At 38.6% G+C, this 24,101-nt stretch carries 26 protein-coding genes; 13 read left to right on the top strand and 13 right to left on the bottom strand.

Going from position 1 to position 24,101, the window contains the following annotated elements; translation table 11 throughout:
• Window positions 1-77: 77 nt before the first annotated feature.
• The gene (locus HMPREF0519_RS08135; protein ID WP_003558882.1) at window positions 78-497 is read right to left on the bottom strand and encodes an OsmC family protein; all 420 of its coding nucleotides are present in this window, start codon (window positions 495-497) and stop codon (window positions 78-80) included.
• Between the two features lie 59 nt (window positions 498-556).
• Here HMPREF0519_RS08135 and HMPREF0519_RS08140 point away from each other — a divergent pair, with 59 nt between their 5' ends.
• The 3 genes from HMPREF0519_RS08140 to HMPREF0519_RS08150 are packed head-to-tail and all read left to right on the top strand — an operon-like array spanning window position 557 to window position 2,247.
• Entirely contained in the window at window positions 557-1,273 is a 717-nt protein-coding gene (locus HMPREF0519_RS08140; RefSeq protein ID WP_003635372.1) for an NAD(P)H-dependent oxidoreductase, read from the top strand.
• Between the two features lie 2 nt (window positions 1,274-1,275).
• Entirely contained in the window at window positions 1,276-1,455 is a 180-nt protein-coding gene (locus HMPREF0519_RS08145; RefSeq protein ID WP_003635374.1) for a hypothetical protein, read from the top strand.
• Window positions 1,456-1,476: 21 nt separating this feature from the next.
• Complete coding sequence (locus HMPREF0519_RS08150) at window positions 1,477-2,247, top strand: hypothetical protein (RefSeq protein ID WP_003635376.1); 771 nt, start codon at window positions 1,477-1,479, stop codon at window positions 2,245-2,247.
• 132 nt (window positions 2,248-2,379) lie between these two features.
• On the opposite strand, the gene HMPREF0519_RS08155 is transcribed toward HMPREF0519_RS08150, so the two are convergent.
• Together HMPREF0519_RS08155 and thiD are read right to left on the bottom strand one after the other, a co-directional pair.
• Window positions 2,380-3,435: a hypothetical protein gene (locus HMPREF0519_RS08155; RefSeq protein WP_003635378.1), complete on the bottom strand. Its 1,056-nt coding sequence runs from the start codon at window positions 3,433-3,435 to the stop codon at window positions 2,380-2,382.
• Between the two features lie 81 nt (window positions 3,436-3,516).
• The gene (gene thiD, locus HMPREF0519_RS08160; RefSeq protein WP_187117479.1) at window positions 3,517-4,329 is read right to left on the bottom strand and encodes a bifunctional hydroxymethylpyrimidine kinase/phosphomethylpyrimidine kinase; all 813 of its coding nucleotides are present in this window, start codon (window positions 4,327-4,329) and stop codon (window positions 3,517-3,519) included.
• A gap of 168 nt (window positions 4,330-4,497) precedes the next feature.
• Here thiD and HMPREF0519_RS14600 point away from each other — a divergent pair, with 168 nt between their 5' ends.
• Together HMPREF0519_RS14600 and HMPREF0519_RS08165 are read left to right on the top strand one after the other, a co-directional pair.
• A complete protein-coding gene (locus tag HMPREF0519_RS14600) occupies window positions 4,498-4,620 on the top strand; it encodes a hypothetical protein (RefSeq protein WP_003558898.1) in 123 nt (40 codons plus the stop codon).
• A gap of 91 nt (window positions 4,621-4,711) precedes the next feature.
• Window positions 4,712-5,407, top strand: a complete 696-nt coding sequence (locus HMPREF0519_RS08165; RefSeq protein WP_003635380.1) for a YoaK family protein — start codon at window positions 4,712-4,714, stop codon at window positions 5,405-5,407.
• Between the two features lie 55 nt (window positions 5,408-5,462).
• On the opposite strand, the gene HMPREF0519_RS08170 is transcribed toward HMPREF0519_RS08165, so the two are convergent.
• Together HMPREF0519_RS08170 and HMPREF0519_RS08175 are read right to left on the bottom strand one after the other, a co-directional pair.
• Window positions 5,463-6,128: a potassium channel family protein gene (locus HMPREF0519_RS08170; protein ID WP_035444702.1), complete on the bottom strand. Its 666-nt coding sequence runs from the start codon at window positions 6,126-6,128 to the stop codon at window positions 5,463-5,465.
• A gap of 40 nt (window positions 6,129-6,168) precedes the next feature.
• Window positions 6,169-7,506, bottom strand: coding sequence for a TrkH family potassium uptake protein (locus tag HMPREF0519_RS08175; RefSeq protein WP_003635383.1), 1,338 nt, complete (start codon window positions 7,504-7,506; stop codon window positions 6,169-6,171).
• A gap of 147 nt (window positions 7,507-7,653) precedes the next feature.
• Here HMPREF0519_RS08175 and codA point away from each other — a divergent pair, with 147 nt between their 5' ends.
• Entirely contained in the window at window positions 7,654-8,895 is a 1,242-nt protein-coding gene (gene codA / locus HMPREF0519_RS08180; RefSeq protein ID WP_035462534.1) for a cytosine deaminase, read from the top strand.
• A 539-nt stretch (window positions 8,896-9,434) separates the two neighbouring features.
• Here codA and HMPREF0519_RS08185 read toward each other — a convergent pair.
• Complete coding sequence (locus tag HMPREF0519_RS08185) at window positions 9,435-9,881, bottom strand: hypothetical protein (protein WP_003635388.1); 447 nt, start codon at window positions 9,879-9,881, stop codon at window positions 9,435-9,437.
• Window positions 9,882-9,974: 93 nt separating this feature from the next.
• On the opposite strand from HMPREF0519_RS08185, the gene HMPREF0519_RS08190 reads away from it, so the two are divergent.
• On the top strand, window positions 9,975-10,964 hold the full coding sequence (locus HMPREF0519_RS08190) for a ribonuclease H family protein (protein WP_003635389.1): 990 nt from the start codon (window positions 9,975-9,977) through the stop codon (window positions 10,962-10,964).
• Here HMPREF0519_RS08190 and HMPREF0519_RS08195 read toward each other — a convergent pair.
• Complete coding sequence (locus tag HMPREF0519_RS08195; RefSeq protein WP_003635392.1) at window positions 10,958-11,617, bottom strand: DUF2179 domain-containing protein; 660 nt, start codon at window positions 11,615-11,617, stop codon at window positions 10,958-10,960. The genes HMPREF0519_RS08190 and HMPREF0519_RS08195 overlap by 7 nt on opposite strands.
• Window positions 11,618-11,717: 100 nt before the next feature.
• On the opposite strand from HMPREF0519_RS08195, the gene HMPREF0519_RS08200 reads away from it, so the two are divergent.
• Together HMPREF0519_RS08200 and pgmB are read left to right on the top strand one after the other, a co-directional pair.
• Window positions 11,718-12,158, top strand: a complete 441-nt coding sequence (locus tag HMPREF0519_RS08200) for a VOC family protein (protein WP_190870474.1) — start codon at window positions 11,718-11,720, stop codon at window positions 12,156-12,158.
• 122 nt (window positions 12,159-12,280) lie between these two features.
• Entirely contained in the window at window positions 12,281-12,955 is a 675-nt protein-coding gene (gene pgmB / locus HMPREF0519_RS08205; protein ID WP_003558915.1) for a beta-phosphoglucomutase, read from the top strand.
• Here pgmB and HMPREF0519_RS08210 read toward each other — a convergent pair.
• Window positions 12,937-13,305: a DUF488 domain-containing protein gene (locus HMPREF0519_RS08210; RefSeq protein WP_003635396.1), complete on the bottom strand. Its 369-nt coding sequence runs from the start codon at window positions 13,303-13,305 to the stop codon at window positions 12,937-12,939. The two genes, pgmB and HMPREF0519_RS08210, sit on opposite strands and share 19 nt — an antisense overlap.
• Window positions 13,306-13,346: 41 nt before the next feature.
• On the opposite strand from HMPREF0519_RS08210, the gene HMPREF0519_RS08215 reads away from it, so the two are divergent.
• The gene (locus tag HMPREF0519_RS08215; RefSeq protein ID WP_003635398.1) at window positions 13,347-13,973 is read left to right on the top strand and encodes a DNA-3-methyladenine glycosylase; all 627 of its coding nucleotides are present in this window, start codon (window positions 13,347-13,349) and stop codon (window positions 13,971-13,973) included.
• A 305-nt stretch (window positions 13,974-14,278) separates the two neighbouring features.
• Here HMPREF0519_RS08215 and HMPREF0519_RS08220 read toward each other — a convergent pair whose 3' ends face one another.
• From HMPREF0519_RS08220 to HMPREF0519_RS13895, 3 genes are all read right to left on the bottom strand, one after another.
• Window positions 14,279-14,779, bottom strand: coding sequence for a phosphatidylglycerophosphatase A family protein (locus HMPREF0519_RS08220; RefSeq protein WP_003558921.1), 501 nt, complete (start codon window positions 14,777-14,779; stop codon window positions 14,279-14,281).
• Window positions 14,780-14,856: 77 nt separating this feature from the next.
• The gene (gene map, locus HMPREF0519_RS08225) at window positions 14,857-15,660 is read right to left on the bottom strand and encodes a type I methionyl aminopeptidase (RefSeq protein ID WP_003635400.1); all 804 of its coding nucleotides are present in this window, start codon (window positions 15,658-15,660) and stop codon (window positions 14,857-14,859) included.
• A 173-nt stretch (window positions 15,661-15,833) separates the two neighbouring features.
• Entirely contained in the window at window positions 15,834-16,001 is a 168-nt protein-coding gene (locus tag HMPREF0519_RS13895; RefSeq protein WP_003558924.1) for a hypothetical protein, read from the bottom strand.
• Between the two features lie 215 nt (window positions 16,002-16,216).
• Here HMPREF0519_RS13895 and HMPREF0519_RS13900 point away from each other — a divergent pair, with 215 nt between their 5' ends.
• Complete coding sequence (locus tag HMPREF0519_RS13900; RefSeq protein ID WP_003635402.1) at window positions 16,217-16,387, top strand: hypothetical protein; 171 nt, start codon at window positions 16,217-16,219, stop codon at window positions 16,385-16,387.
• Between the two features lie 262 nt (window positions 16,388-16,649).
• Here the strand turns inward: HMPREF0519_RS13900 and HMPREF0519_RS08230 are convergent, their stop codons facing one another.
• On the bottom strand, window positions 16,650-18,653 hold the full coding sequence (locus HMPREF0519_RS08230; protein ID WP_003635404.1) for a M13 family metallopeptidase: 2,004 nt from the start codon (window positions 18,651-18,653) through the stop codon (window positions 16,650-16,652).
• A 384-nt stretch (window positions 18,654-19,037) separates the two neighbouring features.
• Window positions 19,038-20,285 (bottom strand): reverse transcriptase domain-containing protein, encoded by a 1,248-nt coding sequence (locus HMPREF0519_RS08235; RefSeq protein WP_003635405.1) that lies wholly within the window; start codon window positions 20,283-20,285, stop codon window positions 19,038-19,040.
• 204 nt (window positions 20,286-20,489) lie between these two features.
• Between HMPREF0519_RS08235 and HMPREF0519_RS08240 the strand changes: the two genes are divergently transcribed.
• Both HMPREF0519_RS08240 and HMPREF0519_RS08245 read left to right on the top strand, forming a co-directional pair.
• Window positions 20,490-22,529 (top strand): RNA-directed DNA polymerase, encoded by a 2,040-nt coding sequence (locus HMPREF0519_RS08240; protein ID WP_003635407.1) that lies wholly within the window; start codon window positions 20,490-20,492, stop codon window positions 22,527-22,529.
• A gap of 412 nt (window positions 22,530-22,941) precedes the next feature.
• Entirely contained in the window at window positions 22,942-23,856 is a 915-nt protein-coding gene (locus tag HMPREF0519_RS08245) for a polyphosphate kinase 2 family protein (RefSeq protein WP_003635409.1), read from the top strand.
• Window positions 23,857-24,101: the final 245 nt, after the last annotated feature.

The raw sequence follows: 24,101 nt of genomic DNA on the forward strand, positions 1-24,101 counted from the left end.
AAAAAATAAAATAAAAAATTAGCACTTCACATCTGTGAGTGCTAACGTTTTTTTGTAATCTTGCTGTTAACTTTTTCTTAATTGATATCAAATGTAAACTCGACTGCATCTTTTAATGTGTTATGAACCGTGCATAAATGGATGGTATCTTCGATGAATTTTCGATTTTCTTCCTGATTCAGGTTCGTTTCGCAAGTTAATTTAACGTTAATTTTTGAAACCCGGGATGATTTATCCGCAAATCGTTCGGTTTCGCCGGTCACAAGAACATCGAATTTTTTGATTTTAATGGTTGATTTCGGTCTATTGACCAGTGAAGCAGCACTGGCACCAAGACAGGCACCAACGGCTCCTAATAAATATTGAACCGGATTTGGACCGGCATCCGTACCGCGGAAAATAGTGGGTTCATCCGCGATAAATTGGTGATCGCCAGCTTGATTCATCGTCTGTGCACCAATGTTACGGTAAGTTGTGTGAATTGTATAAGTTGCCATTTTAAAATCCCCTTTGTTAGTCCTACTGATATAGCATACAATAGCAGGTAACAATACGAATGGAAAGTAAGGTGATCACAATGAAAACGTTGGTTTTAGTTTCACATCCAAAAGCTACAGCATCCGCTACCCAGACTTTTTTGAAAACCAGTGCTGATTATTTGGATGATGTCACATGGCGCTCTATTGATGACTTGTATTCCGCAACCCAAATAAATATTGTTGATGAACAAAAACGATTGCGGGCATTTGACCGGATTATTTTTCAATTTCCGATGTATTGGTACACGTCACCAGCGAGCTTAAAACAATACATGGATGACGTGTTTACCAGAAAGTTTATTGTCGCCAAACACTGGCTTAAAAATAAGGAATTGGGTCTCGTGATCACGCTGGGCGATTCACTGGCGGATTTTCAGGCCGGGGGTCGGGAACAATTCACGATTTCCGAGCTTATGAAGCCGTTTGAGGCATTTGCCAATAAGGCGGGGATGGTTTACTTGAAGTCATTTATAATCGATCAATTCGGCTATCTGGACGTTTTAAAGAAGCAAGAATTATTGGTTAGCTATCTTCAATATTTGAGCGCGCCAATGCCATTAAGCCTTGAAAAACGTGAGAAGTGGCTGATCACTCGTCTTAAACAACTGGAGGCCGGGAAAACGGCACAACAAAGGGAGTTGCTTGATTTAATTATTGATTCGATTGATAGTCGTCAGGATCAAATTGATGATTTGAAGTTAAACATAAAAATGATTCGGGATCAGGAGGAATAGTAATGGGCGATACGCAGGATTGGGGGGTTCAACAGCTTGCCGAGATAGCAGAGAATGAACAGTCTTTCATTAATCGATCAATTTTGAAAGCGGCTCAGGATCTGATTATTGAACAAACCAAACGAATTGATCAGGGGCAGCAGGAAATTGACGGACGAATTTGGAGCCCGGATAAATGGTAGGACTACGGGGTAAGTGTTTCAATGATTGCCATTGTATTGTTATTCAGTATGGTTTTTGCCACAGTCGTCAAAGCCGATGGCAGTCAGGGCGCAACGTATCAATTTTACAAGGCCAATCAGACATTTCAGATAAAGATGTACGGGACAAATCAACCTGTCACGATTAAAAAGGGTACCGTTGTGAAAGCGATGAAGTATACAGAAGTCCAAAACGTTCTTCCAAAATCCGATGCTGGAAAAAGTATGGCCCAAATTAATTTCAAACTGCTAAGTTATAAGGCGAGGCAGGCGTGGCCTAAGCCACATCCGGGCGGTAATTGGACGAGAAGCGCGTTAAAACCCGAAGGTGATTATCTCACGCAGGTTTCGATGCCGAAGGGCCTACTTGTAAACGATAATCTGAGTATGGAAGAGGATTATGGGATTTTAAGTCGTTCTTATCATTTTGGTAAAGAAGATCGGGTTGTTGCAACGACTGACGGTTATCTGGAGTATTATGCCCGGGATTACAAGAATGATCACTTTGTATCCAAGCCGACTTCCTATGCCAAAATTAATAAAATCAGTATAGTTGGCAATAAAAAATATTTTTATTACCGCCATCATATTAAAGGCTTATTGGATAAGAAGGTTCATCAATCCGGTCAGCAAAAATATCGCTTAACGGAAATTAACTTAAAGAGAGATGTTAAGTACAGCCCAGCTGATTCTGACGGAGAAACATTTGTGTATAGTGCCTATAAATTAGGCAATCGAAAATATTATACAAGCGCCGGCAGTTTAGGCGGTTAAGCCGGTTAAATGAAGAAACCGCTATAAAAAAGTGCTCCACGATTAGTAGGCTTGTCTGCCTAACAATTGTGGAACACTTTTTTGTTAATCAAACCCGTTTGTAAATGATGATTGATAACGAGTAATACTCGGTTAATCGTCTGTATAATCCAGGCTGTGGAATGGCCGGCCACCTATCAGAAATTGACCATATGACGTCGTTGAGAAGATGGTGCCGTTAGCATCCCGTTTGTTAACAGTGACAACCTTTTTTTGATTTTCAATCGTAAGTTTATATTGCTGATCGGTGTTACTGCCAGTTCTTTGATCATTAAAACCATCTAAGTGATTTGCATAGTAAATTGTGGTCTGGTTTCCCGATGTTTCGTAATGGGTAATCTTTTCAGAGGCTGTTGGATTATCGTTACTGGAAAGATATGAATTTTGGAACGTTGGATGCGCATAGTATTCAACGTAACCGTCAGTCGTTAATCGGAGAATGGGAAGCACCTGATCCCAGTACTCGGAAGTTTTACCGGGATAAAGGTCGGTCCGCCAATTTGGAGAAGTTTTGGCATCATTGTCCCGCTGAGGTGCAGGGATAATGTATGCGGGTTCCGAAACAGGCGTCAGGTAGTTTGGTGCCTGTGGATTTAAATCTTTGTTGGCATAGAGCAGATCGGAAGTTATATAAAGCATAAAATTCAGTTTTGACCGGGTTTGATGGCTTAAACCATCCAATGAAATGTTAAGCCATGTTTTTTGCTTGCTGACGTAAGTTGCAGCTCTGAAGATGGTACCCTTGGGCAAAGAACCCGAAACGACTTTGTTATGATAAGTCCGACCGGTTAATTGAAGGGCTCGTGTGAGCTTGTAGTAGCCAACTCGGGCGTGGCCACTATAATTTGGGCCGTATCCCTTGGCTAATTGACTGAGGCGTACGTAGCCCTGCCAAAACCTGTAATGGCCGCCTAACACTAATTTGTAGTATACCCGGTTAGAAGATCCGTGTTTTAGAATGACACTTTTTGCACGATACCATTGAGAACGTGGATGGTTCTTTAAATTTAAAATTTTTTTGGAGTGGCTTGCATTCCACATATAGACGTTTCCCGATCCTTTAACATAAAAAGGCACTCGGGTTGAGTAAGTCTCGATCTTAACTATCTTGTAGGATGACTTTGCGTTGGCAGTTGCCGGTGACGTCATTGTATAAGCAGCCGCACTGCAAAAAAATAAGATGGAAAACAATAAGTTAATTGATCGTTTTAGTATAAGTCATTTAAATGATTACAGTTCGTCCGCCGGTGCCCAATGGTTAATCGGACCAAATTTGTGACCGACTTGAATCTCACTTTTAATAGCTGCATCGACAAACTTTTTAGCCACCCGGCAGGCATCCTCAACGGAATTGCCCTTTGCCAGCTCAGCAGCGATACAAGCTGAAAGGCTGTCACCGGTACCGTTTTTACGATCGGTATCAAAGAAATCGCCGGTTAGCCAAAAACTTTTGCCTGATTCAAGCAAAATATAATCAGACACTTTGGTTTGATTGGGATCGTGGTGACTACCCTTTAAAACAATATTTTTTGCGCCCAGTGCTTTTAATTTACGGGCAGCGGTTTCCATATCAACACTTGTTTCAATGTCCATTTCAGCTAATTTCTGTGCTTCAAAAAAGTTGGGTGTAATGACTGTTGCCATTGGAATCAATTCGTCTCGAAGTGTTTGGTAGGCACTTTGTTCCAACAACATGTTACCATGTTTGGTTGTGATTACCGGGTCAACCACCAGAGGACCAAAATCGTATTTTTTATAATTTTTGATGACCGTTCGAATCAAGTCGGAATCGGAGAGCATGCCGGTTTTACTTGCTCGAATATGATAATCGTCGGCGAGGTCTTTAAATTCCTGATCAATAAACGTTGTTGGTAAATTCACTGAATCGTGGATGCCATAACTATTACCGGCAACACAGGCTGTTAAGACAGACGTTCCATATACATGACGTCTGAAGAATGTATGCAAATCTGCCTGCATTCCGGCACTGCCGTCACTGTCCGAACCCGCAATTGTTAGTGCTTGTGGAAATTCATTTGCCAAAATAATCACCCTATCTCAAATCCTTATTTGTTACTTCAAAGATACCACAAATGCTGAATAATCGGGAAAATCTGATAATTGATTTGCGTTTAAACGGTCATTTGTATTATAATAATTTAGTCTATTGGAATTTTATAATTTGGAAAAAATATTAAGGAGAGTTTTACTATGCGTATTTGTCATCCAAACGGCGTTCAGGGCCGTCGACCAATCAGCCGCAAGAAAGATATCAAGCGGAACAAAGCATTAGCAGATCTTCAACACTTCTTGAAGCAAAAGCCTGCTAAGTAATGCAACAAAAGCACCGGGATAAACTGAAAAGTTATTCCCGGCGCTTTTATTTTTTGGACTAAAGTAATTGCAATCTCTCAAACAAATTCTTATGATATCAAGGTATCAATATTTAGAACGTGAGGTAAGAGGGATGGCAGAAAAAGAAATTGGTGTATACGAACGTTTACTGAGCGGCGCTTTGCTGGCGATGGCGGCCGGTGCGCTGGATGCTTATACGTATTTAGAAGATGGCGGTGTGTTTGCCGGGCTTCAAACGGGAAACCTGATCTTAACCGGCCTACGCGTTGGGCAGGGAGACTATGGCGAAATAACCCAGGGAATTGTCTCTTTGATCATGTTTGCGGTTGGTGTTGCTATTATTCGGGTCATTCAATATCATTATCCCAGCGAGCTGGCACTTAGGAGAAAAGTGGTTACACTCTCATACGAAATTATTCTCTTTGTCCTGGTCAGTTTTCTGGCGGGCCGGGTTTCGATTCTGTTGACAACTGGATTACTAGCGATGGCAGCGGCAGCTCAGCTCCAGGAATTTCGGACTATGAAGAATGGTCCGTTCACATCGCTCATGATGACCGGAAACGTCCGAACACTGTCGGAAAATGTTTTGGATTTTGTTGCTCAGGGCGATAAAAAAGCGCTTCGAAAAGCCGGCGATATTGTGACGATTATCGGATCCTTCTTTATCGGCGCACTGTTGAGTGGCTATTTGGTTCAGGATTTTCAGGGACAGACAATTTTACTTTCAGCGGTTATTCTATTAGTGGTTATAGTGGTTGGAAAATAAATGAGTTAGTAAAAAGGCCGGCAAAATTATCTTTGTCGGCCTCCTTTGTATTTGCTTATTTGGTAGCGATATCTTCAAATTTTTGGACATCTTTTCGTGTCCCAATAACGGTCACGACATCTCCCTGTTCCACAACGGTTGACTGGTTAGGAATGGCGGCACCTTCTTCGTCTGCATGCGAAATGGCAATGACGGAAACCTTGTAACGGTTGGTTAGGTTCAATTCTTTTAGAGATTGATTAAAGAATTTGGCATTGGTTAATTCAAACTCGACAACCGCTAATTCACCCTTTAGTTTTAAATCGTTGAGAATCTTTGGCTCCATCACGTGAAGGGCAATCCGTTCACCCATATCGCGTTCAGGTTGGATAATTTCGTCTGCACCCAGCTTCTCCAATACTTGAGCATGACGGGCATTCTCTGCTTTACAGACTAAATGTTTCACCCCAAGATCTTTACAAATCAATGTGGTCATAATACTGGCCTCAAGGTCGGTTCCGATGGCCACAAAAACATTGTCAAAGTTTCCGATTCCGAGTTGACGGAGTGCCAATTCATTTTGCGTATCGGCAACGACCGCCTCTGTAGCAACGTCTCGGAACTTATCAACACTCTCTTCCTTCTTATCAATGACCAGGACTTCTTGATGGTTTTCGAGTAGTGTATTGACAATGCTGCTACCGAAAAGGCCCAAGCCAATCACAGCGTAATTACTTTTCATGATTAAAATCCTTTCGAATGACTGGATATTGTAATCAAAATTAACCAATCATCACATTTTCTTTTGGATATCTGAATGCGTCTTCCGGACGTTTGGATGTGAGTAACGAGTACATAACCGTGAAGACACCGACTCTTCCCATAAACATTAAAACAGCGAAGATTAATTTGCCGATAATGGTCAGGTGAGGGGTTAATCCAAGTGTTAAGCCGGTGGTACCAAATGCCGAAACGACGTCAAAGATAATGTATTCAATTCCGAAATGTTTTGGCACGGTTTCGGTGATGGTCAAGACAAGCGTTGCAATGGAGAGGACAACAAAAACCAGGAAGACCAACGTTAGCGAACGTGATATGTTGTCATTTGTGAATTGGCGTCCCATAAAGGTTGCGTCCCGTTTTCCCCGCAAAGTTGCCCAGACTCGAATTAAAAGAATGCCAACAGTAGTTGTTTTAATACCCCCGGCAGTTGACCCCGGCGTACCACCAATGAGCATTAAGATCATTGTAAAGAACATACCGCCCATGGAAATCTTGGTGTATGGATAAGTGTAAAAACCTGCTGTTCGCGGTGTCACAGACATAAAATAGGTATTCATTAAACGCTGAAACACATTTAAGTGGGTATTTTCACCGAAGTTTCCTTCCGTGAGTAAATAAACCGCAAAACTAATCACAATTAATCCCAAATAAGTGGTTAATGCCAGTTTAGTATGAAGACTCAAGAAGTGATCCTTGTGGTAAAGCAAAATGTCTTTCCAAACCAAAAAGCCCAATGATCCGGAAATGATCAAGCAAGTTAAAACAAATAGGATGTAAGGATCGTTTTGAAATCTGACCAGGCTGTTATCGAACAGGTCAAAGCCGGCGTTACAGAATGCACTGATTGAGTGGAAAATGCTGTAACCAAGTCCGCGTTTCAGGCCATAACGCGGATAAAAATCAACAAATAATAAAATGGCGCCTAAAAGCTGAATGGCCAGCGAAAGTCGAACCACTAAAAAGACAACACTTCTGGTATTGGCAAAAGTTTCCAGGTTTAACGATTGCTGTGTCAGCAGCTGGGTTGTCAGATCAACTTTTCGCCGCATAAAAATGAACATTAGAACGGCAAAGGTCATAAACCCTAAACCACCGATTTCAACCAAAATCAAAATCACGATTTTACCAAAAATACTCCAATGAAGTGCAGTATTCACAACCGTCATTCCCGTAACACAGGTTGCAGATGTTGCGGTAAAAAAAGCATTGATGTAACTGGTTGCTGTGCCATCTTTACTTGAAACGGGTAACGAAAGCAGGACGGTTCCAACTAAGATGATCGTTAAAAAGCCCAGTGTTAAGATTTGCGGTAAAGAAAGCCTTCCCCTCCAACTCAATGTGATACTTCCCTTCAAAAATATTTCTTGATATATGATCTATGTATGACTATTCACATTATCGCACATTTTTCGGAAACCTTCTTATTTATAGCCTAAATAGGCTATAATATGAGTAAATACATGCTAAGTTGAGGAATGGAAAAAATGTTAATAAAAAATGTTCATATACAAAATGCTCAAGCAACCAGCGATGTTAAAATTGAAGATGGCAAATTTGTAAAAATTGCGCCATCAATTCAAGCAAGTGAAGGAGAACGGGTGATTGATGCCAGCGATAAACTGTTACTGCCACCGTTTGTTGATCCACACGTCCATTTAGACGCAACGCAAACTGCCGGTGATCCGGAGTGGAATCAAACCGGTACGTTATTTGATGGTATTCGTATTTGGAGTGAACGTAAAAAGACGCTGTCGATTGCTGACGTTAAGCAGCGTGCTAAAAAGGCCATTCAAATTCAGGTCGCCAATGGGATTCAGTTTGTCCGTAGTCACGTGGATGTTACTGATCCAAATTTAACAGCTTTAAAAGCTTTGATTGAAGTTCGGGAAGAATTAAAGGATCAGGTGGAATTGCAACTGGTTGCCTTTCCGCAAGAGGGGATTTTATCATTTCCACACGGTGAGGAATTAATGACCGAAGCTGCTGAACTGGGTGCAGATGCCATTGGCGGGATTCCTCATTTTGAGTTTACTCGTGAATATGCTGTAAAATCGCTGAAATTTTTGATGAAATTAGCGGAAACCAAAAACAAATTAGTTGATGTTCATTGTGATGAAATTGACGACCCTCAGTCACGAAGCCTTGAAACTCTGGCAACTTTGGCCTTGGAGTCCGGTATGGGTGACAAGGTAACCGCCAGTCATACAACGGCCATGGGCTCATACAATGACGCTTACACTTATAAACTATTTAGATTGTTAAAAATGTCTCACATTAACTTTATTGCGAATCCACTGGTCAATACAAATCTGGGTGGTCGTTTTGATAGTTATCCAAAGCGCCGGGGAATGACTCGGGTTAAAGAATTATCTCAGGATGGCATTAACGTTGCTTTTGGTGAAGATGATCTTAAGGATCCCTGGTATCCAATGGGCAATGGCAATATGCTTGATCCCGTTGAGATGGGAATCCACGTGGGACATTTAATGGGTTACAACGATATTTTGAATTCATACCGGTTTGTCACAACCAATGCAGCAAAAGCAATGCATATCACGGATCATTATGGCATTGAGGAAGGCAAGCCTGCTAATTGTATTATTATGAATAACGATAATTTTTATAATGCATTGAATGAGCGTTCCGAGATCCTATATTCGATTCATCATGGTGATATTTTGGTACAGACAGAACCAAAGCAGGTTCATAATCATTTGAAGATTTAGGTTTGTTTCTAAAAAAGCCTAAATAAAAAGCACACTAAGCTTGATCTTGAAAACAATCATTGCTTTCAGGGTTAAGCTTAGTGTGGTTAATGGTTGATTAGTGGTAAAGTGGTGCTATAAATAAGATCGATTGACTTATATTCCGGGTACTAGCCGCTTTGATTCACACACTTATTAGGACTGCTTCTCAAGGCAGTCTTCTGCACCTAAAGGGTTCATTTGAAGAATCCAAAAACAGGATTCCCCAAATGAACGCTTTATGCTCCGAAGACTAACCGCCTTGATTCACACACTTATTAGGACTGCTTCTCAAGGCAGTCTTCTGCACCTAAAGGATTTATTTGAAGAATCCAAAAACAGGATTTCCCAAATGAACGCTTTATGCTCCGAAGACTAACCGCCTTGATTCACACACTTATTAGGACTGTTCCTCAAAGCAGTACCACTCCATATAAGGGATCAGTTTGAAAAATCCAAGAACGGGATTTTCCCAACCGACGCCTTATATTCCCGGGTACTAACCGCTTTGATTCACACACTTATTTTTTAACCTTTTTTGCTTCTTTTCTCTTAGCTGCAGCCGCTTTTCTTTCCTGCGAACGTTTACGGAGAATTTCTTTTAAGACGTTAATATCGTCTTCATGCTGGGTTTTCCACTGCTTATACGATGTACTGGTATCCGTATCGGTTGGTTTAAGGCCGGTGTCTAACCAGAAAATTGCTTCGGTTAAGCTTGGAAAATTATGCATCCACAACGTTTGTCCATTTTCTGAGTCAAAAGCAACATAAGAGCGTGGGTGTCGTTGCAAAAAAGTATGCTTCCGGATTTTAAAGGCTTCCCGCTTTCTCGTGAGTCGATAATCGGGCAGAATGTATTTCCCTTGTTTTTTAAGTCTAGGGAAACGTTCATTGATTTGATCTGAACGGTCTTTAAGAAGTGCCCTTGCTTCTTCGACCGTAATTAATGTGGCTTTGGTACGGGTCATATGGTCTTTGCCCCCTTTACTTACTATTTTCGCATAGATTTATCTAATTGAAAAGTAGATAGAAATATTATAAGTATTTTTTTCTGAAAATTTATGAAATTTAGAGGTGAGAAAATGAAATATTACGCTGTTAGAAAAGGCCGTCAGACCGGAATCTTTACAACTTGGGATGAAGCAAGCAAACAGGTTTCTGGTTTTTCAGGCGCTGTGTATAAAAGTTTTAAGTCAAAGTCAGAAGCAGAGACTTTTTTAACTGGCAAACTAAGCATTCAAGGCCATCAAAATAGTTCAAAACGTCAGCCAAAAAGCTCTGTCGCTGTAAATCGACCGATTGAATTGAGTTTTGGTGGTGACATTGTTGTCTATACGGATGGTGGATCTAGAAGTCATGGCAACCGTTCGGGTGAACACGTTAAGCAGGGAGACAAGGCAGCATGGGCTTATCTTATATTAATCGCAAACCCCAAGCAGGAAGTTTCCGATACGGGTGGTGAGTATGGCGCGACCAACAACCGTATGGAAATCATGGGACTACTGAAAGCCTTGACTTACTTGGCAGATCATCAATTAGAAGAGCAGCCGATTAGCATTGTTTCTGATTCTAAATATGTGTTGGATGCAGTCACAAAGGGGTGGCTTTCTGGCTGGCGGCGTCGTGGTTGGAAGCGAAGTGGCGGTCCGCTACTGAATAAAGAACTGTGGCAGCAGATCGATGCACTTCTTCAACGGTTTTCCAACATTCGCTATCACTGGACAAAAGGGCATGCCAGTAATGAAGGCAATGTCTTTGTTGACCATTTACTCAATCAAACTATGGATGAAATGGCACCTAAGGAAACACGATCGACTGATAAAGTCGCTCTGCCAAAACTTAAATTTACACATCCTGAGGATCAAAAAACCGCTCCAAAGCCTTCACATCATATCGAAAGCAAGAAGCGGAAAATTAGATTGGATTCGAAGAGTATTAATCCTGAGAAACAGGCTCCGGAAAAATTATCGTCCGAAGTTGAAAAATCGGTTCACGATGTTGAAGAAAGCCTAAAGCAGCTTGGGTTGTTTGATGATCATAAAGATCAGTGATTATTTGCACCATGGTATCGACGATCAACTTCTTTACTCCAGAACCCCCCGGATAATTGGATCGGTTCTTGAACCATGATGAACGCGTCAGGTGAAATTTCTTTGATTTGTTCCATAAGACGACGATCAGCCTTTCGTGGTGCCAGGATACTAAGGACTAAGCGGGCACCGGAGCGACCTTCAGCGCGGCTGACAGTAACACCATATCCTAAGTTGCGAAGCTTTTCGGCAAGTTCTTCATTGTGTGCATGGACCGGATTCTCCGGATCGATTTGAACCGTCACTTGAAAATTAACGTATCCCAATGCAATCTTATTCTCGATGACGATACCGATGTAAATACCAACCCCAAATCCAACGGCATATGAGGCAACGTTTAACGGACTATCGATATGATCCAGCGCGATTGCCAGGGCAATAACGTAAATTAATTCTTCACCAACCGCTACTAAAGGTGCTAAAAATTGATGGCCCTTAACAACCAGCATGGTTCTAAAAGTGTTAATTGAAATATATAATGCGTTTAAAATAAAAATTGTGACTGCGAGTTCCATTGAACGATCCCTCCCAAGTGACTTTAGTGATAGTTTACTCTTTTCGGTGTAAAATAGCAGCATGTTGACGTTGACGAAAGCTGATTTAACAGCATGCATAACTTGTTAACGTTGACAACTAATGTAATTAACGGTATTCTAAAATTTGAACATAATTTACGAAAATAATAATATCTTAATAGTAGGGGTTGCTGACCTAATGGCTAATACGAAATTAATTCCATACTTAACATTTGAAAACACTAAAAATGTGCTCGAATATTATAAGCGAGTATTTGGTGCAACAGACGTTACTCGTGAATCACCAACTGAAAAGCAGGCTGAGGAAATGTCACTAAATGCTGACGTTAACCTCGATAATTTAACTTTGCAGGCAAGTTTCAAGGTGCTGGATCAGCAAATCTTTGCTGCAGACAGCTTTTTAGGCAAACCAGTTATTTCTTCTTTGATTTCTTTAATGTTGGAAGTTGACGCTCATGATTCGGATGCGGAATCTGCGTTGGAAAATCTTTACAAGCAGGTTACTAAATCTGAAGAAGTGAAAGTTATTGTGACATTTGAAAAGAAGTCGTCCGGTAACAAATACGGTCAGGTAGTTGATAAGTACGGTGTTACTTGGATTTTTAACGCGGTTAAATAACACGGTTATAAGATTAACTGTTATTATAAAACGAGGGTGAGAAGATGAGAGACTATTTTCTTCCCCTCGTTTTATGATATAAAGAGATTGATACCTGACCGGGTGAAAGGGGCGTCATAACAATGGATGATTTTGCAAAAATAAAGGGTGTATTGTTCGATTTGAATGGTATTATAACTGATTCTTGGGCTTATCATAGCCAATCTTGGCGAGAAATTGCAAACCAACTGGGCATTCAGTGGTCATCTGATTTGGAAGAAGCCATTAAGGGTCGTGACCGAATTGATTCATTGGATGCAATACTCGATTCAGCTGGGAAAAAAGATCAATTTACCCGTCAGCAAAAAGAAGCACTGGCTGATAAAAAAAACGACATTTATCAAACAATGCTGGATAAAATGAATCCAAGTGACATTTTACCGGGGATTCAATCCTTTCTGGATGAATTAACTCAAAATAATTACAGAATGATTATCGCGTCCGCTTCGGCGAATGCACCTAAAGAAATCCAAAAGTTGAAGTTGGAAAGTTATTTTCCACTCATAGTTGATTTGAAGCAAATCAAACATAACAAGCCAGCTCCTGACGTTTTCGCAAAAGCGGCCGAAATGATTCATTTACCTCCTGAAGCCTGCATTGGTATCGACGACGGCATTGTTGGTGTTGAATCAATTAATGCTGCCGGGATTGTTTCAATTGGCGTTGGTGATCCTCAAATACTTCATGAAGCGGATATTAATTTTCAAAGCACTCGTGAATTAACGCTTAAAAATATTCGTCAGGCTTGGCCTAAGTGATTGTCAAGATACTGCTTTAAAACAACAGCTTGATTATGTTCACGATCTTTTGCGCCATAAAGCAGGATGACGTTATCTGTTTTGAGTTTGTCGGCCAGAGATGAGATAAAGGCTTGGGTTTGCTCGTTATGATTGAGTTCATCGATGTACTTTTTCTTAAAGTCAGGGAACTTTGCGGGATCATGTGAGAACCAGGAACGCAGGTCTTTTGAAGGGGCAATCTCTTTTTCCCATTCATCCAGCTTTGCGTTAACTTTTGAAATACCACGTGGCCATAATCGGTCTACTAATACCCGGTAACCGGATAAGTCCTGCGGTTTGTCATAGATTCGTTCAAGCTTTAATTTCATTTGTAAAGTCCTCCTAAATAATTTTTGAAAGCTGTGATAATTTGAGTACCAGTGATCCATTTTATGCCAGTGCCTCAACAGATAAGGTTGCTCAGGAAATGTTGGGGATGCTGCTTACATATAACTCACCCAAAGGAGTGGTTGGCGGTTGGATTGTTGAAACCGAAGCCTACATGGGCCAAAAAGATTCAGCAGCCCATGCTTTTAAAGGACGGCGAACTGCTTCTAATGAACCACTATATGGTCCTCCAGGTACAGTTTACATCTATTCGATCCATGGGAGGTACCTTCTTGATGTTGCGGCCCAACAAAAAGATATTCCCCAAGGAGTTCTGATAAGGGCGGTTGAGCCGTTTATTGGTAAAGGAATCATGTTGAAAAATCGATCGAAAAGTGGTTTTGATTTGACAAATGGACCCGGTAAACTAATGGAAGCTTTTGGCATTTCCGATAAAAAAATGAATTTTGAGATCTTTGGAGATGGTAATCTCGATATCCATCAAAATCGAAAAAAAATCCCCAAGGCAATCGAAACCTCGAACCGAGTCGGTGTTTCAAACCAGGGGGATTGGGCAAGCAAGCCATTAAGATACTTTGTAAAGGGGAATCCGTTTGTTTCCGGTATAAAGAAGCGGGAGATGGATTTGAATGATTTCGGGTGGAAGTAGAATGGCTACCCAAAACAGCATCTCTCCATATAAGGGAGCTAACCGCCTTGATCCACACACTAATTTAGGACTGTTCCTCAAAACAGAATTTCTCCATATAAGGGATCAATTTGAAAAATTCAAAAGCGGAATTTCCCAAATTGACGCCTTATATTCCGGATGCTAACCGTTTTGATCCACACACTGATTAGGACTGTTCCGTCAGCCACAAGCCTGCATACAAAACAATCGTCAAAAAATTCCAAGACCGGGAATTTCCTGCCGCTTGCTTTGTACTCCGACTTGTACCAGGCTGACTCCACACACTAATTATTTCTATGCGCAATTCTTGCCGAAACCGCGCTTGCTATCGCACCTACTATATCATCAATGAATGTATTGGACGCGCCGCTTTTTGACTCGTCCAATTTTTTGACGATGCCGGTTTTATCTCTATCGATGTAGCCGTAATTGGTGATTCCGATTGTACCGTAAATGTTGGCAATGTTAAGGGCAATGCCCTCATCCACACCGAAGACACCGGAGTCATTCATAATGATGCTTTCGAGTGGTTCTTTAATGAGCCCCGCGGTTGCTAAACGATCTAATTCCAGGCCGACCATAGCGTTGTTTAACACTTCCCGTTTGTGCAGGACGTTGGTTGTGTCTTTTCGAACTTCTTCCATGGACAGGTTTGGAATAAATGGTTTTTGAAGGTTAATTGCAATCCTTGAGATATCATCAGGGGTAACGCCACGTTCCTTTAGCGCTTCAATGACAAAGTTATATGCTTTTGTATCCGGGAATTTAAAACTTTTATTATTCATTAATATCAGCCTCCAAGTTATAGAAAAGCCGGGACAAAATATAAAATTTTGCACCCGGCTTTTCGTCATTCAAAAAACTAATTGTTATGGTAAATATACTTTTCATCAATATCCGGATCTTGGATTGTCAGGATTTTTGGACCATCTTTGGTAATTGCCAAAGTGTGTTCGTATTGAGCCGATGGGGTACCATCTGCAGAAACGTAGTATGTCCAATCATCTGCTTTGTCATAACGATCTTTAATTTCCCATGTACCAGTGTTAACCATTGGTTCAATGGTAATGGTCATGCCTTCCTTTAAACGAAGACCTCTGTGAGGAACACCATATGCAGGAACGTTTGGTTCTTCATGCATTTTTGGTTGAATACCATGGCCGATCAGCTCACGAACGTCGCCCATGTGATGTTCATCTTCGACGTAGGTTTGAATAGCGCCACCAATATCACCGAGGCGATTGCCAATAACAGCCTGATTAATTCCCAAATACAATGCCTTTCGGGTAACGTCCATTAGATTTTTAATTTCCGGTGAAACGTCGCCAACAGCGTATGACCAGCAGGAATCACTTTCAAAGCCGTCTTTATTAACAGTTAAATCAACTTTGACGATATCACCGTCTTTAAGGATAAGACCCTTACGTGGGATACCATGGGCTACTTCATCGTTAACAGAGACGCAGGTCGCAAATTTGTAGCCCTCAAAGCCCATTTCTGAAGGATAGGCATTGTGATCTTTGATATATTTACGAGCAAACTCTTCAATGTCCCATGTGTCCAATCCGGGCTTAATCATATTTCTTAAACCCAAATGAACACCGGCTAAGACTTTTCCGGATTCAGCCATTTTTTCAATTTCACGTGGTGATTTTAATGTAATCAAATTCGTTTTGCTCCTTAGGAATTATTTACTGAATAAATTCATACTATAGTCGATTAAACCACAATGAGTGGCATTTCTGCAACCGAAATGAGTTGATTAGAATCGTGAGGCTAATAATAGACCAAACAAAATGAGGTTGTCAACAAAACGTTCGTTTCGCCTCAACCTCGTGACTATGCTTCGTCGATGATTCCTTTTTGCAGTGCTTCCAGAATCAATTTAACTTCTGTAATTTTAGAATCAACCAAATACTGCATGGTTTCGTCTTTATCTTTTTTTGCTGAACTCATTTGATCATTTAAGAATTTTAATTGATCATGAAGATATTCTGTTAATTTCATGATGATCACCTCACAGGTTCTCTTTATTTATATTATATATCATTTATAGAGAGTGTACATGAATATGATCTCATGTCCCTATTAGAAATTTAAATGAACGATATTTAAAAATCATGTTAAATGATGAACAACTTCATCATAGCATACTTTTCTAAAAGCCACATTTGAAATAGGCTTGTGTTAGAACTATTCTTGAATAGTAAGGAGGTGGGTTTATGATGGTTGACAATATTTGGTTAAAATGGTTCTTTGTTTTATTTTACTTAGTAATGGGAATTTTATTATACACTGGTCAAAGCATGGTGGTCATGTATATGATGGTAGTCGGGATGTTTTTGGAGGCCTTATACGGCTTGGTTGAATCATATATTAAGAGAAAGCAGTAGCGGCCGTGTGTCACGTTTATAAGCAGATGAACCAACTGTTTTAGGACTGAATAGTTGCTTGATTTGCTTATGCGATTATTTTAAAAACTCGTCAAGCGGGTTCGCAATACTTATTAGCTGCCGGTTAGAAGTCCTGATAATGCTAATCGGATATATATTTTATTGGTCAAATTAAACAGCAGAGAAACCAAGACGGATAATGTCGGGGCTTCTCTGCTGCTTTTAGGTTATGTTGAAAATAATATCATTTTTTAAAGAAAGGCTACCAAATTTTTACGCGATCTTCCGGCTTGAGATACATGCCGTCTCCCGATTTTACTTCGAATGTTGAGTAAAAGTCATCCAGGTTTTTAACTTGAACATTTGCCCGTAATTCGGCTGGAGCGTGAACATCGATGTTTAGCAATAATTGTTTATACTGGGTTGTGGCCTTCATTCGCCATACCTTTGCCCAATTAATAAAGAAGTCATAAAGATTATAATCTTGTTCGTTCTTTGCAGCTTCGTTGGCACAACTGAGCCCACCTGCATCGGCAATGTTTTCCGAAACAGTTAATTTACCATTGACCTTACCTCCGGCAAAAGGAATGCCATCAAATTCCTTAATCATTTTATCGGCCAGTTTAGTGAAGTACTCATGATCTTCCTTGGTCCACCAGTTGTTCAGGTTTCCCATCTCATCGAATAAGGAGCCGTTATTGTCAAAGGCGTGTGAAATTTCGTGGGCCATAACGGCACCGATACCGCCATAGTTTTGACTTGAAGTCTGATCCAAGCTATAGAATGGTGCCTGCAGAATAGCCGCAGGAAAGACAATCAGGTTTTTGAATGGGTCATAGTAGGCGTTAACCGTGCTGGCACTCATTTCCCATTTGGTTCGGTCAACGGGTTGACCAAGTTTGGCGTAATTATCAGCCAAAGCAACCTGACCAATCCGGGTCATGTTATTGAACAGATTGCCTCCTTCATTTTCCGGTGTGATTTTATATTTATATTCGAGTTGGTCAATATGATCCGGATATCCAACATGAAGGCCAAGCTTGTCTAATTTAACAATGGCCTTCTTTCTGGTGTCTTCGCCCAACCAAGTATTATTTTGAAGGCGGTTTTTATAAACACTGATCATGTTGCGCACCATGTGTTCGACATCAGCTTTTGCTTTTGGTCCAAAATATTTCTTTGCGTAGTAGTCGCCTATTGTTTGGCCAAAAGTACCGGTTGCCAGGTAGAAAGCCGACTTCTTTTGAGGCGTTGCTTCTTTTTTACCGGAAAGTGCCCGACTAAATGTGGATCCTGTTTGTCGAAATTCCTCTGAAAGGTAGCCTGTTGCAGAATAGATCGTGCCAACCAGCATCCAATTCTTCATGTCTTGAAAGCTGTCTTCATTAACAATCTCATCGAGTGCTTCAAAATATTTAGGTTCAGTAACAATAATTTGCTCGGGTGTTTTTCCAAACAGCCCGTCTGCCAATTTGGTCAGATCAAAATGACTGCTTGATTTAGCAAACTCTGAGAACTTTTGCGGATTATACATCTTGCTATAGTCGGCAGATTCTTCCGCAGACTTAACATGGGGAGCAATAGCAGCATCAAACTTCTTAGCCGACTCGACGATCTCGTCCGCCTCATTACTACTATAATCGGCCAATACGAGTAATTGACTCAATGTTTTAGTCAAAACAGGCATGAGTTGATTGTAGGCAGGGTTATTGTTTTCGTAATAAGTTCTGTCCGGTAGAAATAGGCTGGGACTGTTTGCAAACAGCGCGTTGACCTGCGTGTTTTTCATGTCCGGTTCAACAAAAAAGCCAAACGGAAGTGGGAATCCGGTTTTAACCCAATCCGCAAGCTGACCATTTAAATCAGCAAAATTTGAAATGTTTTCGATTTTTTCCAAATAGGGTTTTAACGGATCAGCACCGTCTGCGTCCCGTTTTTTAAAGTTTTGGGCCAATTCGTATAGTTTTAACATTTCTGAGAAAGGTGCTTCAAAGCTGTCTTTATTTTTGGCCTTGAGATCATCCAAATCATGCATCAATTCTTTATCGATGTTATCGTTTAAATCCATAAAACCACCCGTCGAAGAATGGTCGGCAGGAATCTTGGCTGTCTTTTCCCATCTGCCGTTAACGGCCTGATAGAGGTCATCTTTTAATAATGACTTGTCGATAGAATCATTAGTAGGCTGATTAGCGTCTCCATCCTCAGCCTCGGTTGCTTTAACAATTAATTTTTTCAAACTGATTCCTCCCTGTCTAATGTTCATTGAAATAAGTATATGTCATTAGAATAGGTTTTCAAAGTGATTGATGTAGATTTGATATTAAAAAGAGATGTGTATTACTTTAGAAAAAAGGAAAGCACCATATTGTTAAAAAGATAGAAGGATTTGAAGATAAAGAGCTGCAAAATGCAATTAAGTCTGTTTTTTAATGTGTGTAGATATGTTCTGAAAGATAGTCCAATTTGTAACGTATTTTTAGTATCAGTTGTGTTAATGCTGACATGGAATCTTACATTATTTAAACTATCCTTGGCATGCTATAGATTAAAAATCTAAGAGAAAATTATCTAGGTAATTATTTGCCATAATTAATGATTATGGCAAATAAGATGTGGGAAAACCAATAGTTTTGTTATAATACTTGATCTATGTTTTATATAAATTGATAAATAAATACCTTATATAAGTCTCTCTTTTTTTTGATCCATAGTAGGTATAACCAATCGCTTTTACCATATCATCTAATTTTGAAATGCTTAATCGTAAATAATTATAATATTTAAACTTAGGCACATCTAAATCACTCTCAACATAAGGAAGCAATAACGACCGTAGTAGAAATTTATCTCTTGAAATAAACTGGGAGTGCATAATCTCATAGTAAGTAGTTTTAATTAACTTATTTAAAGAGGACGTATTGTTCATTAACGAATATGAGTTTGGGATACCACTATATTGAATTTTTCCATTAGTTCCAACAGTAGTGATTCCCCAAAAAACGTTTCTCAGTTTAAAAAGGCAAGTATAAAGTTTGACCGTATAAGCTTTATCAGACTGCTTTATTTTAAAGAAAATATTTCTGATTCGCTGTTGTAATTTTTGAACTTTTGCTTTTTGTACCTGTATTTCTAAAGTATAAATTTTGGGATAGTTAGTATTTCTTAAACTAGTAAAGTGATATCCTAAAAAGTCGAAGCTTAAATTTTTAGCTTCATTTTTAGCTGCACTAAAAAAGGATATTTGAAATTTTGAGGAAGACAATTCTAAATTTAACGGATTTAGTAGATCATTGATTTGATCATAAATTGCACTTAATTTGATTTTTTCCCTACTCGTTGGGAAAACCATTATAAAATCGTCAACATATCTAATATAAAGAAGCGGGGAAAAAGTTTGTTTGATTTGTATATCAAATTTTTTTAAATAAAGGGATGCTAATGCAGAAGAAACTGGTACTCCAAGAGGGAGCCCCTCAAAATTTGGATCCAAAAGAATATCTTTTAATAAAAAATAATCCTTTGATCCAAGCATTCCCTCACTGTTTATTTTTTTTAGTAATATTTGCTTTTTTATTGAAGGGAAAAAATCTTTTATGTCTCCTCTAATAACCGCAACGGGAAGTTCGTTCATCATGGGAAAGTTATTAATATATAGGCCATTTGTTAGAGCCCTGATCACTCTTTCTACAGAACTATTTCTTGAGGTATTCACTATCCCGTATTGGTTTGAAATTGTAGTTATTAAACTTTTGTATTTTTCTAAAGTATCTTTATCAAGTGATATAACTTTTCGTCCATTTACAATTTTTTTATCAAATTTATTATTATTCATCTTTATTACCAACTTTAATATGTATAAGCATGCTAGGGTAGAATCAAAAAGCGATTCTTTCATTAACACATCCAAGATGGAATAGTTAATAAATGTATAGCATAAGAATGTTATACTAGTTGTGTATATAATATGCGGTTTGGCCCAAATCAATGTATCTATTCATTGATTCCAAATTAATACAGATGTTCATTATTGATTTGACATATCATAATAATTCCCATAGCACACTCAAATTTATTTTATCATTTAAAGAGGTATTTTTCCATGTCAAACGATTACTTTTTAAGAACCGAAGTGTTACCTTATGAATTACCCGCTCTTTTTTCAAACAACTTTCTTTGTAAACTTCATGAACTATCAGAATCAAAAATTAAGTCTGATTTTCATGTAACTCAAGGGAGGAAAAAGTTAAAAAATAAGGCTTTCTTTGGAGCATCTATTTTAAGGGGAGTTAACTATACTAAACCGTTAGATTTTATTGGTACCAATGCAAACAAGAAGAGACGGACACTCAGTTTACTTCATCCATATGGTCAAATACTCACCATGTTATATACATTGAGATTTCAGGATTACATTGTAGATACAGCCAAAAGATCTAGTTTTAGTATTCGATCACCTCGGAAAAGGAATTCTAATGAAATAAATTCGAATGATACAAAAATTAAAAATTGGCAAAGAATTTATGAATCTATTAATTTATCGAGTACTAATCAAGTAACCTCAGAAGAGGATAAGGTTTTATTTAATCACTTTTTCTCTTATTTTAGAACTGATAATTATTCTTCAATGGCAAGTTCAACTTTCGTAAAACAAATTCAAAACCAATTTCAATATGTACTAAAAACGGATGTTCAAAATTTTTTTCCTAGTATCTATACTCATTCTTTAGCGTGGGCTTTATATGGTAGTAAGAGTGTCGGTAAAGAACAAAAGGGGGATAAAAACTCGTTTCCAAATCTGACCGACTATGTTCTCCACAATATAAATTTTGATGAAACTAACGGGATAATTGTTGGCCTTGAGTTTTCTAGGATAATTGCTGAATTATTAATGTCGGTTGTTGATAACAAAGTTGAAGTAAAGATTTACAAAAAGTATCGTTATCGATTTCGTGTTAATTATTTTATTATTCGGTTTGTGGATGACATTTTTATATTCAGTAATTCGCTAGAAGCAAATAGGAATATCTTTTTAATAATGAAAGACGTTCTTGATGAATTTAATTTGAAGGTAAACGATAAAAAACTATCTATTTTTGAAGATTCTGCTACAGTTTTTACTAGTTGTATTGACGAAATCAAACAACTATTTGAATTATTTAAGGTACAAAAAAGGGAACTCACTTTATTTAGCGTTTTAAAAGGTAAAGACGCTTTGGATTCTGATCCAAATACTGGTAAACGAGGTAGATTGATAGATTGGAAAAACTTATTTAATGGCATTCACCAGATCGCATCAAAGAATTCGCAAGATTTAGGAAAAATCACTCATTACTCATTAAGCTCTATAAATAGCATCTTAAATTTCGTACCCGATTTATCAATAAAGGAACGGAAGGTATACGTAGTAATAATTGAGGGTTTATCTGGATTGTTGAAGAATAGCTGTACATATACTGCTATTCAGCATTATATTCTTAATATTTCAAAATTAATTCATAATCTTGAAAGTAGTAAAAATAGTTTGGAAATGCAATCTGAACTAATGAAATCACAACAGATTTCATATGATTTAGATATGGAATTAATTTTTAAGTCACAATGTAGAATTTTAGATAACAATTGGTTTAGCGTAGACGAAGGATATGAATTAATTAACTTTATGAAGTACTATCAAAAATTATCTTGGATGATACCTTCAAGAATCTTAATTAACCTTTTACATCTAGATGATTCTCATAATTTCTATTTTATCAATGCTAGCATAGCCTATTATATTTTGGATAATAAAACTAATGAAGTTCAACGTGCTTATAGAACTGTCTATAAGGTCTTATTTAGAAGAATAAGGCTTTATATCCAAAAAAACATTGATAATGGAATTGATCCATTACTTGATGGTAATTTCTTCTACGTTTTAAATGATTTTCTCAAATACCCCGGAATATTAAAAACAGATAAGGAATGGTTAAGCAAAGTTTATAACAATTTAAAGGGTAAATCTAAAAGTAGTGATCTAGATAAAATTACCTCTGATTCTTATTTTCAGTGGAATGGGTCTTTTGATACATTTTTAAAAAATGTAATCAAGAAAAAGGTTGTTCACCAATTAAATATTACTGATCTTAACGTTAGCTTTTAAATGCGTTGGATGTGTTTTGCTAACATCGACATAAAACGGTCTTTGCCCGCAAGTTGGTATTAGATTCTTAAAACGTTTTTAATAAAAGTAAAATACGGCCAAACATCACTGGATATATATCTTTTTTGCAATTTAATTAATAAATTAAAAGTCAATCCTAATATAACAAGATTTTCCAAGTCGTTTCAGTTTCTGAACCTCCATGATGGTTCTTTAAAAATTTGTGGTGTTATGTTGTCGCGTTTGTTTGCGGTGCGTACACATTTGTTTGGTTAGCATTCTTATTGGTTGATGCAATTTTATATTTGATTAAAAAGTTACATATCTAAGTGTTGTTTATCCATACATTTAATTGTTGTGCTATCTTTAAATCGATAGTAAGAGGAGGGATTAGGTTTTGGACAATAAGAAAATGTTTGATCGTGAAAAATCGTTTCGCTACAACGGTGGCAGTAATTTTAAATTAAGCAAGAAGCCAACCGCTGCAATCGACGAAAATTTGAGTAAAACGGATATTAAGGCTCGAATTGACAGCAATATCCTGACGTTGCAGGATCTGCAGGGGAAACTTTACGCGCAAAACCGGTTTGGTATTTTAATTATTTTTCAAGGAATGGATGGTTCTGGTAAGGATAGCATGATTCGCCATATTTTAAGCGGGGTTAATCCGCAGGGATGTGAAGTCACCAGTTTTAAGGTGCCGACTTCGATTGAGTTGAACCATGACTATCTGTGGCGGGTTCATCGTCATATGCCGTCACGTGGCATTATTGGTATCTTTAACCGTTCTTATTATGAAGATGTTTTGGTTAGCAAAGTTCACCCACAATTGATTTTGAACGCTCATATTGGCGGTGTGACAAAATTAAAGCAGGTTGATGATGATTTCTTTGAGGGTCGATACCAGGATATTAATTTCTTGGAAGACTATATGACTCGCAATGGCTTCATGGTCTTAAAATTCTTCCTTCATATGTCAAAAGACGAACAAAAAAATCGTTTTAGAAGACGCATTGAGATGCCGGATCACAACTGGAAATTCTCAGCTGCCGACATTAAGGAACGCCAATATTGGGATGACTATGTAGACGCGTACGAAACCGCTTTGAAGAAGACGGCTACAAAGCAGAATCCATGGTATGTGATTCCGTCTGATGATAAATGGTATTCGCGTTTATGTGTTTCGGACATTATTGATCACAGAATGAAAGAATTACCACTTAAGTACCCGGATTTGGATGCGGCAAGTAAGGAACAGTTGGAAAGCGCGTTGGATGAGTTGGAAAAGAATTATCCCGGGTTGGCGGAGCACGTTTCGGCTCGGTGACAGTTTTGACCAAGTATGCTGTTCTTTAGCATAGTTGATATATGGCCGGAGCCATTTTTCGGGCTACGTTTCAGCTCACTAATGGAACGAGAAAAAGATGGATTGAAGTCAATATTTGAGACAGGTTTTAAGAGACATTCAGAACCGCGTTTACCTTCCACAGCTCAAATAAATCATTAATCGCGATTAATAACTTATTTGAACCCTGGAAAGCATTAAATCAGGCGGCCATTTGGCTCGTAAGG

It is taken from the genome of Lentilactobacillus hilgardii DSM 20176 = ATCC 8290, assembly GCF_000159315.1.
Taxonomy (GTDB): Bacteria; Bacillota; Bacilli; order Lactobacillales; family Lactobacillaceae; genus Lentilactobacillus; species Lentilactobacillus hilgardii.

Excerpts from the sequence above, each read along its gene's own strand:
- HMPREF0519_RS14600 (WP_003558898.1), top strand. The coding sequence starts at position 4,498 with ATGCGTATTTGTCATCCAAACGGCGTTCAGGGCCGTCGACCAATCAGC.
- HMPREF0519_RS08185 (WP_003635388.1), bottom strand. The coding sequence starts at position 9,881 with ATGACCCGTACCAAAGCCACATTAATTACGGTCGAAGAAGCAAGGGCA.
- pgmB (WP_003558915.1), top strand. The coding sequence starts at position 12,281 with ATGGATGATTTTGCAAAAATAAAGGGTGTATTGTTCGATTTGAATGGT.
- HMPREF0519_RS08135 (WP_003558882.1), bottom strand. The coding sequence starts at position 497 with ATGGCAACTTATACAATTCACACAACTTACCGTAACATTGGTGCACAG.
- HMPREF0519_RS13900 (WP_003635402.1), top strand. The coding sequence starts at position 16,217 with ATGATGGTTGACAATATTTGGTTAAAATGGTTCTTTGTTTTATTTTAC.
- codA (WP_035462534.1), top strand. The coding sequence starts at position 7,654 with ATGTTAATAAAAAATGTTCATATACAAAATGCTCAAGCAACCAGCGAT.
- HMPREF0519_RS08165 (WP_003635380.1), top strand. The coding sequence starts at position 4,712 with ATGATATCAAGGTATCAATATTTAGAACGTGAGGTAAGAGGGATGGCA.
- HMPREF0519_RS08190 (WP_003635389.1), top strand. The coding sequence starts at position 9,975 with ATGAAATTTAGAGGTGAGAAAATGAAATATTACGCTGTTAGAAAAGGC.
- HMPREF0519_RS08155 (WP_003635378.1), bottom strand. The coding sequence starts at position 3,435 with ATGACGTCACCGGCAACTGCCAACGCAAAGTCATCCTACAAGATAGTT.
- HMPREF0519_RS08140 (WP_003635372.1), top strand. The coding sequence starts at position 557 with ATGGAAAGTAAGGTGATCACAATGAAAACGTTGGTTTTAGTTTCACAT.
- HMPREF0519_RS08235 (WP_003635405.1), bottom strand. The coding sequence starts at position 20,285 with ATGAAAGAATCGCTTTTTGATTCTACCCTAGCATGCTTATACATATTA.
- HMPREF0519_RS08150 (WP_003635376.1), top strand. The coding sequence starts at position 1,477 with ATGATTGCCATTGTATTGTTATTCAGTATGGTTTTTGCCACAGTCGTC.
- HMPREF0519_RS08220 (WP_003558921.1), bottom strand. The coding sequence starts at position 14,779 with ATGAATAATAAAAGTTTTAAATTCCCGGATACAAAAGCATATAACTTT.
- HMPREF0519_RS13895 (WP_003558924.1), bottom strand. The coding sequence starts at position 16,001 with ATGAAATTAACAGAATATCTTCATGATCAATTAAAATTCTTAAATGAT.
- HMPREF0519_RS08195 (WP_003635392.1), bottom strand. The coding sequence starts at position 11,617 with ATGCATGCTGTTAAATCAGCTTTCGTCAACGTCAACATGCTGCTATTT.
- HMPREF0519_RS08145 (WP_003635374.1), top strand. The coding sequence starts at position 1,276 with ATGGGCGATACGCAGGATTGGGGGGTTCAACAGCTTGCCGAGATAGCA.
- HMPREF0519_RS08200 (WP_190870474.1), top strand. The coding sequence starts at position 11,718 with ATGGCTAATACGAAATTAATTCCATACTTAACATTTGAAAACACTAAA.
- HMPREF0519_RS08210 (WP_003635396.1), bottom strand. The coding sequence starts at position 13,305 with ATGAAATTAAAGCTTGAACGAATCTATGACAAACCGCAGGACTTATCC.
- HMPREF0519_RS08245 (WP_003635409.1), top strand. The coding sequence starts at position 22,942 with ATGTTTGATCGTGAAAAATCGTTTCGCTACAACGGTGGCAGTAATTTT.
- HMPREF0519_RS08240 (WP_003635407.1), top strand. The coding sequence starts at position 20,490 with ATGTCAAACGATTACTTTTTAAGAACCGAAGTGTTACCTTATGAATTA.
- HMPREF0519_RS08230 (WP_003635404.1), bottom strand. The coding sequence starts at position 18,653 with ATGAACATTAGACAGGGAGGAATCAGTTTGAAAAAATTAATTGTTAAA.
- HMPREF0519_RS08170 (WP_035444702.1), bottom strand. The coding sequence starts at position 6,128 with ATGAAAAGTAATTACGCTGTGATTGGCTTGGGCCTTTTCGGTAGCAGC.